Genomic DNA, 13,217 nt, shown 5'->3' on the forward strand with positions numbered 1-13,217 from the left:
GGGATTACAGTGATGTTAGACAAGTGAATAATTAACTATTGGTTAATTATTTTACTTTCATTGTGTTTATTTCTCAATGCTCGACAATCAGATAAATTGATCGGAGGAAATTGGAACTCAATTAACTGAACGATTAGAAGATCATGTATTCCTAACAAAATCGATGATGATACTGAAGATGCGGTGGATGATGTAATCACCTGTGGTTCCTAACATGTATATTCACAAAGGAGACGGGGACAAAAGTGATTTGATACAAATAAAATCTAAACGATTATGCGCATTCTACGATTTGAAATTGTTATTGTTCGAATTATTCAATTGAACTATTGATCAAATAATGCTCCCCGTAACTCTGGTGTCAATTTTGAAATGGTTTGAACTGCTAAACATTCGCTTCGGCTACCCGCTTCCCTTTCCGCGGGGTTTTATCTTCAGCTAACTTTTCCAAGCAAAGGCCGCTCGGAAAAGTGGATCTTCAGAGAAAACATTCCCACAGGAGTGAAAGCGGGCGCCTCCGCTTAAAAAAAGTTCTACAACGTTTAGGACAGTTAGCTTTTTGACTTCCGAAAAGATTAGCTATAAATCAAGAAATCAGAGTTGGAATTCTACTACTGACACCGATTGTAGAACTTTTTTAGCGCAGGCGCCCACTTCGACTCCTGGGGGATCAGCGTGATCTGAAGATCCACTTTTGTAAAGTGAATTTCTTTACAAAAGTTAGCTGAAGACACGTCCCTCGGAATGCGAAGTGGGCAAGCCGTAGCGGTTTTCAAGCATTTTATAAATGTCAAAATTACCACTATTCCTATTGTGCATTTTCAGTCGCTGCGCATAACCTTCTTATGTTCATTTTAATTCATTACATTATTCGTCTTAGGAGTGGAAAAATTGTTTTGTCCCAGCCTCCTTTAACATTAATTTATTGAGTAACGGTGATACTTCCGTTTTTCGTACTTAATTTTACTAAATTATCTCCATCACCAATTACGGTATTGTAATCAGAGTTACCAAACAAATTCACCCTACCGTTCTTCACTTTTGTATCAATGATAGCATTGGTAGGTTCTTTTTCAGTCTGTATCTTAATTCTTCCATTGTCAGTCTCAAAATTAATATTGCGATTCAATTCCGCTGTTACGAGAGAAATTGATCCGTTATTCGCTTTGGCATTCAATTCTCCCTCGACGTTTTCAAGATCGATTTTGCCGTTGGAAGTTCTCAGTTGGTATGAATCTGCTACAATATCTTTAAGCTCTACTTTTCCATTTTTTGTTTCTACATTTACCTCGTTTACCATTAAATCTTCCGCTTGTAGGCTTCCATTACTAATATCAACTGCTAAACGTTGATATTCTTGTTCAGGTATATAGACTGTTAATGTACGTGAGCTATTAAAGAAATTAAAACTAAACCATTTCCCCATTTCGTTATCTGTATGAATCGATAATGTATGATTATTTTCCTCTACAACTAATTCCGTTTTAGAATGACTATCTTCTTTACCTGTCAGTTCAACCGTTGGGACTGGATCAGTTGTCGGTATTACTTCTACTTTTTCATTTTGCATTTCGATTTCAATGTCAGTAATTTCAGTACTTTCTATTTTCTTCGTTACAGCAAGAGTTGTTGGCTCATAAAACTGATAAGATATGATGCTGCCGATTCCACCCACTAGTAATAACAAGCAGGCAATCATAAGGAGTCTCTTTATATTTATCATGATTTCATCCCACCTTTAACAAGATTTACATTATAATTCAAATATTTGATCAGACCTTTTGTCGAGAATCGGGTGACATAAAGCATTCCAATCAGAACTAATAACCCGACTCCACATAGTGTAAGAGAAAAGAACATATCAAAAAATTCAAAAGTACCAGGAAAAGCAACTAAATTAACTAAGAACAATATTGGCGACAGTAAGAATGCCCCACCCGATATCCATCCGGCCACAATCAAACTGACTAAAGCGATAAATGGACCGAGTACAATTATTAGGTTAAAGAAGCTTAATCCGATAACAGCCCAAACAGCTTTTAATACATTGCCTGCTGATGAAGTGGATTCAACTTTTTCTACATAGTAACTAGCTAATAGTTCTTTCTCAATCTGACTTGGTGATCCTAACGAATGTGCGATTTCTTCTTCTGTCTTCCCTTCTGCTTTACCAACCTCAAAGTGTTCGCTGAAATCCTGCAAAATATCTTGCCTTTCTTCTTTCGTCAGCTTTTGTAACCTTTTATCTAAATTTGATAGAAAATCCTTTTTATTCATTACTAACACCTTCCTTTATAATATAATTTACCCCTTCTGAGAATTGCCGCCATTCCTTGAGTAAATCATGCAGATAATCTCTTCCTTTATCCGTTAATTTGTAGTATTTACGCGAGGGTCCTTCCAGTGATTCCTGCAAATATGTTGTAAAGTACTCCTCCTTCTTCAATCTCCTCAATAAGGGATAAACAGAACCTTCTGATATAGCAATTTGATCTGATATTTTTTTTACAAGTTCATAGCCATAATGATCCTGCTTATTCAATAAAGCAAGTACACATAACTCTAGCGCTCCTTTTTTAAATTGGATATTCATATTCACTCACCTCCATTTTTCTAACTACTATACATTGAACAGTACTGGTATATAAATAGTACTAATAAGTACACTATACCATCAGCTACTGTACAATGCAAGGTACTATTTTTCTGAAAGTTTATCTTGGGCATAACCCCTAATTAATATTTATTGAGCGGACATTTAGTGCGTTATTGGAATGAAAATCACTTGTTTTTCCATGTTAGCGGACATTGAATCCCTTATTTGGTTCATTTCAGTCTCCATTAGAACTATTTTCGATGAATAGCGGAATAGATGTCCGCGACCACCCTAAAACTGGCACTTTTGTCACAAATAGCGGAACAAATGTCCTCACTCATCCCAGATTTACTTAGGAGTCCACGTTATTTCGCAGCCTATGGCATAAAAGATGATTTTAGGCATTAAAAACCCCCCTTTGTTTTTCCTAAAAACCAGGGGGGTTTTTAATCCTTTAACATTGCTTTAATTCCTGCGATATTAATTCCTTGATCAATCAGTTCTTTAATTCTCTTTAATCGTTCGATATCCTGCAAAGAAAAAATTCTTCTGTTTCCTTCATTTCGAGCTGGGGAGATTAAACCTTGTTCTTCATAGTAACGAATTTGCCTTCCACTTAATTTTGTCAGTTCTTTTACAACACTAATCGGAAAGGTGGCCATATGATCTGGTATATCGTGATTCACTTTCATTTCCTCTCCTTTCAGAATTAAGGCAAACTAGCAATATGCGTATAAATATCCTTTAAATTCGTGAAGCCCATTTCTTCTACTTTTTTCATATGTTCTGACCATAATTTAGCAGTTGCTGCAGCATCATATAGCGCATGGTGTCTACGACCAATATCCACTCCATAATGATCACACCACTCATCTAATGTAACAAGTGACACTTCTGGTGAAACAACCTTTGTTAAAAAAGAAGTATCAATAATGCGATGCTGGAAACTTGTTTTTAGCGCAGTCCAGCTAGCATGTTTCATAAATTGCTTCTCATGGCTTGAGTGGTGGGCAATTAAAGTATCACTACGAACAAATTGGAAGAATTGCCTTAGTACTTCTGGCAAAGGCTCCGCTTGACTTAGCTCTGATGCAGTGATCCCAGTCAAAGCTGTAATTTCTTCTGAAGGAGGTAATTCCGTATAGACCGTTTTATAAAATAACTGGTCTTTTAGAATTTCTGATCCTTTCATTTTCACTGCACCAATGGAAAGAATTCGATCCCCATTGTAAGGATAAAAACCAGTTGTTTCAATATCAAACACTACCACAGCTAATTCTTTAAAAGGGGTGTTTAAAACATCTTTTTGCTTCAATTCTCTTTGTAAATTACGCATATAGGCAATCTTTCTTGCGTCCGTTTGACTTGTTACAGGGTTCATGTCACTCATTTTCCCTGACATCTGTTTAATAAATTGAAGCATTTGATTCATTACCATTTAGAACACTCTTTTTCTATCGTATTTTTTGTTCGCTCAAACAGCTCTCCACCCTTTTTCATGTATTCCTTCAACTCCTGTTTGTCTTTTTTTGATAACTTCTTTAAAGGAATATAATGCACTTCTTCATATTCAACTGCATTTTTTGTGAACTGGAATTTAAAAGCTAACAAACTTTCAAATAGTATCTGATACTCTGTTAAAAAAGAGTATTTTGCCGTAAGCGCTGTAAATCTCTCGACAGTAGGTGCTTTCATTATTTGATTACATAACACTAATAGTCGAAGTGCATTAACAAACGGAAACATTGCAGTGGTTTTGATATTTATTTGACCGGTTCTTTTTCCTGATTGTTGTGGCAATAACTGACCGAAAACTCCGACACCTTTTTGAATAAATCCTACATTATCAATTAGTCTATTCATTATTTCTGGATAACTTTGAATATATGAAAAAGCGACTTGTTTTACATCATCTAGCAATTTTGCTTCACCTAAAAAAAAGCGAGAATCAATGAATGTTGAAAAATGACGTAACGATTGCCAAGTTTCTTCATCAAGCCAGTCTATGACTTGCTGTTTCCATTCATCAATCGGTTTTGTCCATCGTGATTCTGATGCCATCACTTTGCCATCACATCGCTCATAACCTACTTTCTCCAGTCCATCCACAATCTCTTCGCCTAGTTTTTGGAAATAGTCTTGGTGTTGGCTTGATCCATCGAAAACAATGCCATGATCCTGGTCACTCCAAACCGATTGTTCTTTTCTGCCCGCACTACCCATTAGAAAAAAAGCGAAGGGAGCAGGGACTTCACCCTGCTCTTCCTCAAACTTTTCCATCGCTAATTGTACAGTTTTTAGCATTAAATCATCGTGAAAGTTATTTAATTGTTCATGGTCTATTTGTTCATGAATGTGTTGTTCACGCCATTTCTTTATGTCTTCGTAACTCATGACGGAGGTCCTCTCCTTTATCGAAGAACTATGCATTACTTCGCCTGTTGTTCATCAGGATGTGGAATGTTCTCAGGATAACCATAGCTACCATGCTCACTCATGTCAAGACCTATGATCTCTTCTTCCTCAGAAACTCTCAAGCCTCCCATTACTTTATCCATCACTTTAAGGATAATGAATGATACAACAAATGCATATGCACCAGATGCTACAACACCTAAGATTTGAACACCTAATTGTTCGAATCCACCATCATAAAATAACCCTGGTAGACCCCAATCCATTCCAACAGATAATTCATGTGTTGCAAAGAAACCTGTTGAAATCGTTCCCCAAACACCGACAGTACCGTGAACAGACAGTGCGAAAATCGGATCGTCAATACGTGCACGATCAAAGAATCTCATACTTGCGTAAACAATAAGACCACCAATTGCACCAATTACTACAGCTGCCCATGGTTCAACGAAACCACAAGATGCGGTAATAGCTACAAGTCCTGCTAATGCACCATTCAATGTCGTTGGAACATCTGCTTTTCCTGTAACTGCCCAAACTAACAACATTGCTGCGATTGCACCAGCTGCCGCTCCTAATTGTGTATTTAAAATAACATAACCAAAAAATGCATCACTCACACCAAATGTACTTGCACCATTAAATCCGAACCAACCTACCCATAGCAGTAATACCGCTAGTGCTGTGTAAACTTGGTTATGACCTGCTAACTCATTAGAAGAACCATCTTTATTATATTTACCAATACGAGGTTTTAAGATAATCGTTGCCGCTAATGCCGCCATTGCACCTGTTAAGTGTACAACTGTTGAACCAGCAAAATCTTGTTTACCGTGGTCAGCTAACCAACCACCGCCCCAAATCCAGTGTGCAACCACCGGATAAACTAGAGCTGAGAATAATACCGCAAATATAACATATGCTGATAATTTTGCACGTTCAGCGAAACCACCAAATGCAATGGTTAAAGCGATAAGTGCGAACATCATTTGGAACATAAAATCAACTGCTGGGGATAGCCCTTCTTCACTAAATGATGTGTCACCATAGAAGAAATCAGATAAACCGATAAACCAGTTACCTTCTCCATATATAAAGCCCCAACCGACAGCCCAGAATACTATTGATCCGATTCCAATAGTGAAAATTGTTTTTCCTGCAATGTGGCCAGCGTTTTTCATTCTAGTAGAACCAGCCTCAAGTAAAATAAATCCACCAATCATTAATAAAACTAAAAAAGTACCAATAATGACCCATAAATTATCCATAAGTACAGTATCCATAATCTTTTTCCCTCTCCTTGTAAATTTTATTAACATCAACTGTTAGATATATTCTAAGCCGAAACCAAATACTTCACAATTTTTGTGTAAGGATATCTAACAGGGTTTTTAGGAGAAGGTCTTTTGGACCAGTCCGACAAGGGAAAAGTCCTGTATCTTCAGTTAAAAGCACAAGCTTGCATAAAAAAACACCCCCTTCCGACCAAACTTGGGGGTGGGGGTGTTTTGTGTTATTGTATTTGATCTAGTAATTGATATGCTTCTTCCTCAGATTTCACATTTAACAGTTGCTCTCTAAATTGATCATCCATTAATTTTCTGGAGAGCATTTGCAATATTTTTAAATGAGCATCGCCTTCTGCATGTTTTGGTACGGCAATCATAAAAATCAGCTTCGCAAGGGAGTCATCAGCGCTATGCCAATCTACACCATCTCTTTGTATACCGAACACGACACGCGGAGCTTTTACTGCATCTGATTTACCATGTGGGATAGCCACATTCATACCAATACCTGTAGAGCTTTCTGCTTCACGGTCTAATATCGCTTTTCTGAAATCTTGTTTAGAAGTTAACACATCGTTAGCATCTAATTTTGCAATCATTTCATCAATTACATCATCTCTGTCATTTGCTTTTATATCTGTATCAATTAATTCGACATTTGTAATGTCTGTTAATTTTTTAATTTCTTCTATAGATTTGGAATTAGGAGTATTATTTGTTTTCTCTTCTTCTACTGTTGCTGATTCTTCCATTACTGGATTATCAACATCTTTTCTTAGTAATTTAAGCATGAATGCCGTCACAATCGCACCAACAATTATCGCAACAAAGAACATAATGACATTGTCCACAGCACCTAATATCCCAACAATTGGACCACCGTGTGCTACCCTGTCTCCTACATTACTTAACATCGCCACAACTGAACCTGTCATCGAACCAACCATAATACTCGGGATGACACGTAACGGATCCTGTGCAGCAAAAGGAATTGCACCCTCCGTGATACCGAAGAAACCCATCGCTAAAGATGCCTTACCAGTCTCTTGTTGTGCTTGTTCGAATTTATTTTTAAACATTATCGTTGCTAAACCTAAACCAATTGGAGGTACAGCAATTGCCACAGCGATAGGTCCCATAATTTCATAGTTACCTTCCCCAATCATGGCAGCACCAAATAAGAAGGCAACTTTATTTACCGGACCACCCATATCAAAGGAAATCATAGCACCTAAAATGAGCGCCAATAAAATCGAGCTTGTTCCTTGCATACCTGAAAGCCAGCCTGTTAGTGATTCAAATACTTGTGCTACTGGAGCACCAATTAATAATACAAAAAGGAGACCTACTATTAAACTTGAGAATACCGGTATAATAATAATCGGCATAATCGGTTGTACCATCTTCGGCACTTTAATTTTCTTAATCCATAACGCCACATAACCTGCTAAGAAACCTGCAATAATACCACCAAGAAAACCTGCACTAGCTTCACTTCCGTAAAAACTACCATTAGCTGCGATATAACCACCTATCATACCCGGGGCTAAACCTGGTCGATCTGCAATACTATAAGCAATATAACCAGCCAAGATTGGTACCATAAAGCTGAATGAAGCAGCTCCAATCGACTCTATCGTTTTCCAAAATGAATCTTCTGGTATCACAATACCGCCTTCACCAGGATTACCTCCGATGGTTAAAGCAATCGCAATCAATAAACCACCGACAACAATAAATGGCACCATAAATGACACACCATTCATTAAGTGACGGTAAATTGGATTTTGCTTCGTACCTTCTGAAGCAGTTGGCATTTTTTCTCTTTTGCCACCTTCTTCTCCATGATGTACCGGTGCATCATCACTTAACGCTTTTTCAATTAAGCTTTTAGGATTTCGAATCCCTTCCTGTACGCCTGCTGCAACTAATTTCTTCCCAACAAAGCGAGACTTCTCAACCGCTTTATCCGCAGCAATAATTATTGCATCTGCTTCTTCTATTTCAGAAGCAGTCAATTCATTTTCTGCCCCAATCGAGCCTTGCGTTTCTACTTTAATATCAATATTCATTTCGTCTGCTGCTTTTTCCAAATTCTCAGCAGCCATATACGTATGCGCAATCCCATTAGGACAAGATGTAATCGCTAATACTTTAGTCATACAAAACACCTTCCCTTGTTGTAATTACTCATAGTATACCCCTAATTCGACAAATCAAAATAAAAGAAACTTACCACTACTTCCGGCAAAAATGATTTTTTTAGTCGCTGGTACAAGGGAAAATGAATCATTTATTATCAATGAGAACAAAGAAAGCCAAAAGAGAAGGACATCCGCTCGAAATGAAATAATAAAGTTTACTGTAATAAAACATATTCGGGATTCGCTCACTCGTATTGCTGGGTGAATCCCTTAAAAAACCGGATAATCGGGATTCGCTCTCTTGTATCGCTGAGTGAATCCCTTAAAAAACCGAATAATCGGGATTCGCTCTCTTGTATTGCTGGGTGAATCCCTTAAAAAACTGGATAATCGGGATTCACTCTCTTGTATTGCTGGGTGAATCCCTTAAAAAACTGGATAATCGGGATTCGCTCTCTTGTATCGCTAGGTGAATCCCTTAAATAGATGATTGTTGTGACAAGCTTCGATATGCAGTTTATTCTTCTGAAACGTCTAATAGCATTTCTAATAATCATCAGATAGTGGATATTTCCATAAAATAGGATATGTTAAAGTGAATAACTGAGATAAAAGATGAGAACTCACGCATTTTAGTATTCCCTCCCCTATCAAAGATCCTTGCAATTCCTAGAACTGCAAGGATTTTTTAATCTATTAGAGTTAAAAATGTCTCTACATCTGTAACTCCAGTTAGTTTAGCAACCTTCTCCGGATTACCTGCCAACTTTGATAACTGATGAAATAGTCTTCTTCTTTTATCGGATGACTCCTGTTTCAACACAAGAAAGAAAATAAGTGAAACCGATTCTGTTCCCCACATGATTGGTTCTTTTAATGTTGCTACTACTATGGTAGATTCTCTTACTAAATTCGGATCACCATGTGGGATAGCAATACCTCCACCAATCGCGGTTGCCGCGGCCCGTTCGCGGATTAGAGCTTGATGCCCATATTCCCCTTCTACCAGACCATCATAAACTAATCTCTCTGCCAATTTCTCTATCAATTCGAAACGATGTTCTATTGCTAAATTCAAAAATATATAATTTTCTTTCAAATAGCTTCTTAATACAGAAGCACTATTACCTTGGCCCTTTGCCAGCAATGCATTTTGAAGCTTATGTTTATCATGCTCATTAAAAAGAGGTGTAATAGTCACGTGTGGAGGATCTTCGTCATCTAAAGGCATAGTGGAAACAATCAGATCTACTGATTGCTCTTTTAAAAATAGCTTCAACTTGTTTTGTGGAAGAGTCGCAACAATTTCAATTTCCTGAAATGACGCAGCAATTTTCGAATGTAGTATTTCTGATACACCAATACCCATATGACACACAATTATTATTTTTTTATTATACTGACGTTGACCTCTAATTCGTTCCACTGAAGCCTGATAGTGCAATGTTAAAAATGCCACTTCATCTTCTGGTATTTCAAATGGCAATTCTTCCTCCATATCCTGTAATGCGGTAATTAAAGCATCAAACATAAACGGGTACATTTGTTTTATATCTGATGCTAACGGATTTTGTACTGGGAGTTTATATGTCAAGCGGTTGATAACGGAATAAAGATGAATTTTTAGCCCTTCTTTTAATGTTTCATCATTTCCAAAAGGCATTAATGCTAAGACACTCAGTCGTTTTGTTAATACATCGGTTAGCCATTCTGCTTGCTGATCTACACTAGCATCGAAACCTGATGCCTCCCCATGCCTTTCCTGAAATTTCGCTCCAAGAAATTGCATTGTTAAGTAGACCTTTTCATGTTTTGGTACTGTAAGGAGAAAGATATCCTCCAACTCTTCTACTAATTTTTTAATCCACTCATATTCTTTCTTCTTTGTTATGAATGATAAATGATCTTCACTTATTTCCACCCTATGGTTCGTCTTCAATCTTTTCATCATTACAATCATATAGATCTTTAAATTCTTTATACTTTCATCGGTTAAAGGAATATCATAATTTTGAATAAAGGTTAAAAAAGATTGATCCAATGCTCGTCGTTCGTGCTCTTGTACTTGTTGATACATAAAAGAGTCAGATTGTTGGTTTTTCTTTTGTTTATAATAATCGATTTGCTGGATTGCTATTCTGATGTCTTTTTCTTCAGCTTGTACTACAATACCAACTTTTTGTTTGGTCTGAATCTGTACATTTCTAGTTTTTAACCACGCTTCCATCTCGTTAATAACTTTTTTTATAGTCGTATGTGAGACAAAGTAACGATCTGTTAAGTGTTGAATGGAGATATTTTCATGAATAAGAAGCTGATATAATATTTCTTTTTGCTCTGCAACATCTAACATATTTTTTGTTATATTACTCTCAGACTGAATCAATGATAAAATTTCCTGCTTTTCATCCTTAGAAATTTCAATGGATACACCAACACCAGGCTTCCTTATCAATCGGCCGTTACTATGATTATTCAAGAAGCTTTCCACCACTTGCAAATCATTTCGAATTGTTTTCTCTGAACAGTCCAGTTCTTTGGCAAGGCCTTGGACTAGGACTACTTGACTATCGGCTAACAATAAGTTTCTTAATAGGAATCGTTGCCTCTCCTTCATGAAATCACCTCCATCTCCTACACAACATTACTATAGATCATATTCTATCGCAATGGCAATAAACAAGAAAAGACACTAACGGAAATGTTAGTGCCTTCTGCTTCTCTATTTACATTATAGCAACCTTCCGAATACATAGGTAATCAAAAACCATAGAATTCCAAAGAAAATAATTAAATAGGTAATATATTTAATCGCAGCAACGCCAACTTTACTAGAGTCTGATTTCTTTTCTTTTCTCTCTACTTCAACATTTTTATCATGTGTCATATATCATTCTCCTCTCTTTAGTAGCGTTACTGATGTAATACCACTGAGAGAGAATGTGAAACAATCTGCTTTGAAATTAGGAAAAAAGTATTAGCACACAAAAATCTTGTGTGCTTGTTACACTTATTTCGCTCTTATTTGATCTTGAAAACCTATTTCTTTATGTGATCCATCACAGAATGGCTTGTTTTTGGATGCGCCACATCGACATAGTGAAAACTTTGGCTTTGTTTCAAACGGATTCCCTTCCGCATCCACTAATTCGACATCTCCTGTTACTAAAATGGATCCATTGTCTCTAACTTTTAATTGTACTTTGTTGTTCCCTTCACTCATCTTTTATTACCCCCTTTATAAATTTTACCGACTTTATTCTCTTCTGTCCATCATCTCTGTATAAAATCTTATGCTTGTTCACACATTAAAATGAAAGGCGGGATGAAAAATGGAAAATAATGAACATATAAATTATTTTGATCAATCAATTGCAGACTTCAAACGTGGCACCACTAGAATGGAAGAGTACTTGCCTGAAATGACTAGAGGATATTTTCACTTTACCGAAGAAGCATTTAAAGCCGGGACAATTGGTAAAAAAGAAAAGCAGCTCATGGCTCTAGCGATCAGCATTTATGCACAAGACGAGTATTGTATCATTTATCACACAAAGGGTGCTGTGGAAAACGGAGCTAGTGAGGAAGAATTAATGGAGACTCTTGCGGTTAGCGCTGCACTAGGTGGTGGGGCAGCCTTCGCCCAAGCAGTAACCCTAGCAACAGACTCCTACGCGCACTATCAGCAAAAATTGCATTAAAAAGGTCTCCCGACAACGAGTGGATTCATGCTGTTGATTAGCGGAAACTTTCTCCGACTATGATTATGGATAAGTGCTAACATACACTTCCAAAGAAAAGCTTAAAACCCACAGGGTTTTAAGCTTTTTTTAGGCAGGTCTTTTACAGTTCAAAGGGTGTCTCTTGATAAACATAATAATTCAACCAATTAGAGATCAATATATTGGAATGTGTGCGCCAGCGTAATTTTGGTTTGCGCTTTGGATCATCATCCGGGTAATAGTTTTCCGGTATCATCGGGTTCAAGCCAGCAGCCGTGTCCCGATCATACTCTTTCTTTAATGTTAAAGCATCATATTCGGGATGGCCTGTAACAAAGATTTGTTTCCCATCTTTCGAGGCTATCATATACACCCTTGCTCGCTCCGATTCACTTAATATTTTCAGATTCGGGACTTTTTCAATATCTTCTTTTCGGATATCAGCATGACGGGAATGTGGCACTAAAAACTCTTCATCAAAACCACTGACTAACTTTTCCCGCGGATCATTAATTGTATGTGTATAAATACCTGATAATTTTTCAGGCATTATATACTTATCCACTCCATAGTGATAGTACAGTCCAGCCATTGCTCCCCAACAAATGTGCAAGGTAGAGGTTACGTTCGTCTTACTCCACTCCATAATTTGAGACAGCTCTTCCCAATAATTCACTTCTTCATAAGGTAATTTTTCTATTGGTGCTCCAGTGATAATTAATCCATCATATTTATTGGCCTTTACATCATCAATAGATTTATAAAACTGCTTCAAATGTTCTGTTGAGGTATTCCTAGATGTATGCGTGCTTGTATGCAATAATCCGACCTCTATTTGCAATGGGCTGTTCCCCAATAAACGTAATAAGTGTGTTTCAGTTTGTTGCTTCAATGGCATTAAATTTAATATTAATATTTTAAGAGGCCGAATGTCTTGTTTAAATGCCCGACTTTCATCCATAACAAAAATATTTTCTTCTTGTAACTTATTCTTAGCTGGTAATAAATCCGGCACTTTGATAGGCATTTTCTGTGACTCCTTTTTAATTAT

General features: G+C 37.0%; 13 protein-coding genes. 1 reads left to right on the forward strand and 12 read right to left on the reverse strand.

The window, feature by feature from the left end; translation table 11 throughout:
- Positions 1 to 922: 922 nt before the first annotated feature.
- The 11 genes from ACTWP4_RS08895 to ACTWP4_RS08945 all read right to left on the reverse strand — a co-directional run bounded on the left by ACTWP4_RS08895 (position 923) and on the right by ACTWP4_RS08945 (position 11,667).
- Positions 923 to 1,723, reverse strand: a complete 801-nt coding sequence (locus tag ACTWP4_RS08895; protein ID WP_443128411.1) for a DUF4097 family beta strand repeat-containing protein — start codon at positions 1,721 to 1,723, stop codon at positions 923 to 925.
- Positions 1,720 to 2,277 (reverse strand): HAAS signaling domain-containing protein, encoded by a 558-nt coding sequence (locus tag ACTWP4_RS08900; protein WP_443128412.1) that lies wholly within the window; start codon positions 2,275 to 2,277, stop codon positions 1,720 to 1,722. Before ACTWP4_RS08900 ends, ACTWP4_RS08895 begins: the two co-directional genes overlap by 4 nt.
- Positions 2,270 to 2,593, reverse strand: a complete 324-nt coding sequence (locus ACTWP4_RS08905) for a PadR family transcriptional regulator (protein ID WP_443128413.1) — start codon at positions 2,591 to 2,593, stop codon at positions 2,270 to 2,272. The genes ACTWP4_RS08900 and ACTWP4_RS08905 overlap by 8 nt, the downstream gene beginning before the upstream one ends.
- A gap of 449 nt (positions 2,594 to 3,042) precedes the next feature.
- The gene (locus tag ACTWP4_RS08910; protein ID WP_443128414.1) at positions 3,043 to 3,288 is read right to left on the reverse strand and encodes a MerR family transcriptional regulator; all 246 of its coding nucleotides are present in this window, start codon (positions 3,286 to 3,288) and stop codon (positions 3,043 to 3,045) included.
- 17 nt (positions 3,289 to 3,305) lie between these two features.
- The gene (locus ACTWP4_RS08915) at positions 3,306 to 4,034 is read right to left on the reverse strand and encodes an exonuclease domain-containing protein (protein ID WP_443128415.1); all 729 of its coding nucleotides are present in this window, start codon (positions 4,032 to 4,034) and stop codon (positions 3,306 to 3,308) included.
- Complete coding sequence (locus tag ACTWP4_RS08920; RefSeq protein ID WP_443128416.1) at positions 4,028 to 4,990, reverse strand: DUF294 nucleotidyltransferase-like domain-containing protein; 963 nt, start codon at positions 4,988 to 4,990, stop codon at positions 4,028 to 4,030. Before ACTWP4_RS08920 ends, ACTWP4_RS08915 begins: the two co-directional genes overlap by 7 nt.
- Positions 4,991 to 5,025: 35 nt before the next feature.
- On the reverse strand, positions 5,026 to 6,294 hold the full coding sequence (locus tag ACTWP4_RS08925) for an ammonium transporter (protein WP_443128417.1): 1,269 nt from the start codon (positions 6,292 to 6,294) through the stop codon (positions 5,026 to 5,028).
- 230 nt (positions 6,295 to 6,524) lie between these two features.
- Positions 6,525 to 8,462 (reverse strand): fructose-specific PTS transporter subunit EIIC, encoded by a 1,938-nt coding sequence (locus ACTWP4_RS08930; RefSeq protein ID WP_443128418.1) that lies wholly within the window; start codon positions 8,460 to 8,462, stop codon positions 6,525 to 6,527.
- Between the two features lie 670 nt (positions 8,463 to 9,132).
- Complete coding sequence (locus ACTWP4_RS08935) at positions 9,133 to 11,061, reverse strand: BglG family transcription antiterminator (protein WP_443128419.1); 1,929 nt, start codon at positions 11,059 to 11,061, stop codon at positions 9,133 to 9,135.
- Between the two features lie 114 nt (positions 11,062 to 11,175).
- Positions 11,176 to 11,331 carry a hypothetical protein gene (locus tag ACTWP4_RS08940; RefSeq protein WP_443128420.1) on the reverse strand — a complete coding sequence of 52 codons (156 nt, stop codon included), beginning with the start codon at positions 11,329 to 11,331 and terminating at the stop codon, positions 11,176 to 11,178.
- A gap of 123 nt (positions 11,332 to 11,454) precedes the next feature.
- Complete coding sequence (locus ACTWP4_RS08945) at positions 11,455 to 11,667, reverse strand: CDGSH iron-sulfur domain-containing protein (RefSeq protein WP_443128421.1); 213 nt, start codon at positions 11,665 to 11,667, stop codon at positions 11,455 to 11,457.
- A 109-nt stretch (positions 11,668 to 11,776) separates the two neighbouring features.
- Between ACTWP4_RS08945 and ACTWP4_RS08950 the strand changes: the two genes are divergently transcribed.
- Positions 11,777 to 12,145 (forward strand): carboxymuconolactone decarboxylase family protein, encoded by a 369-nt coding sequence (locus ACTWP4_RS08950; protein ID WP_443128422.1) that lies wholly within the window; start codon positions 11,777 to 11,779, stop codon positions 12,143 to 12,145.
- Positions 12,146 to 12,287: 142 nt separating this feature from the next.
- Here the strand turns inward: ACTWP4_RS08950 and metA are convergent, their stop codons facing one another.
- Positions 12,288 to 13,193, reverse strand: coding sequence for a homoserine O-acetyltransferase MetA (gene metA, locus ACTWP4_RS08955; RefSeq protein ID WP_443128423.1), 906 nt, complete (start codon positions 13,191 to 13,193; stop codon positions 12,288 to 12,290).
- Positions 13,194 to 13,217 lie beyond the last annotated feature (24 nt).

This window comes from Gracilibacillus sp. D59 (assembly GCF_052246695.1).
Classification (GTDB): domain Bacteria; phylum Bacillota; class Bacilli; order Bacillales; family Amphibacillaceae; genus Gracilibacillus.

What these genes read in the sequence shown, in the direction of transcription:
- ACTWP4_RS08895 (WP_443128411.1), bottom strand. Translation starts at nt 1,723, where the DNA reads ATGATAAATATAAAGAGACTCCTTATGATTGCCTGCTTGTTATTACTA.
- ACTWP4_RS08900 (WP_443128412.1), bottom strand. Translation starts at nt 2,277, where the DNA reads ATGAATAAAAAGGATTTTCTATCAAATTTAGATAAAAGGTTACAAAAG.
- ACTWP4_RS08905 (WP_443128413.1), bottom strand. Translation starts at nt 2,593, where the DNA reads ATGAATATCCAATTTAAAAAAGGAGCGCTAGAGTTATGTGTACTTGCT.
- ACTWP4_RS08910 (WP_443128414.1), bottom strand. Translation starts at nt 3,288, where the DNA reads ATGAAAGTGAATCACGATATACCAGATCATATGGCCACCTTTCCGATT.
- ACTWP4_RS08915 (WP_443128415.1), bottom strand. Translation starts at nt 4,034, where the DNA reads ATGGTAATGAATCAAATGCTTCAATTTATTAAACAGATGTCAGGGAAA.
- ACTWP4_RS08920 (WP_443128416.1), bottom strand. Translation starts at nt 4,990, where the DNA reads ATGAGTTACGAAGACATAAAGAAATGGCGTGAACAACACATTCATGAA.
- ACTWP4_RS08925 (WP_443128417.1), bottom strand. Translation starts at nt 6,294, where the DNA reads ATGGATACTGTACTTATGGATAATTTATGGGTCATTATTGGTACTTTT.
- ACTWP4_RS08930 (WP_443128418.1), bottom strand. Translation starts at nt 8,462, where the DNA reads ATGACTAAAGTATTAGCGATTACATCTTGTCCTAATGGGATTGCGCAT.
- ACTWP4_RS08935 (WP_443128419.1), bottom strand. Translation starts at nt 11,061, where the DNA reads ATGAAGGAGAGGCAACGATTCCTATTAAGAAACTTATTGTTAGCCGAT.
- ACTWP4_RS08940 (WP_443128420.1), bottom strand. Translation starts at nt 11,331, where the DNA reads ATGACACATGATAAAAATGTTGAAGTAGAGAGAAAAGAAAAGAAATCA.
- ACTWP4_RS08945 (WP_443128421.1), bottom strand. Translation starts at nt 11,667, where the DNA reads ATGAGTGAAGGGAACAACAAAGTACAATTAAAAGTTAGAGACAATGGA.
- ACTWP4_RS08950 (WP_443128422.1), top strand. Translation starts at nt 11,777, where the DNA reads ATGGAAAATAATGAACATATAAATTATTTTGATCAATCAATTGCAGAC.
- metA (WP_443128423.1), bottom strand. Translation starts at nt 13,193, where the DNA reads ATGCCTATCAAAGTGCCGGATTTATTACCAGCTAAGAATAAGTTACAA.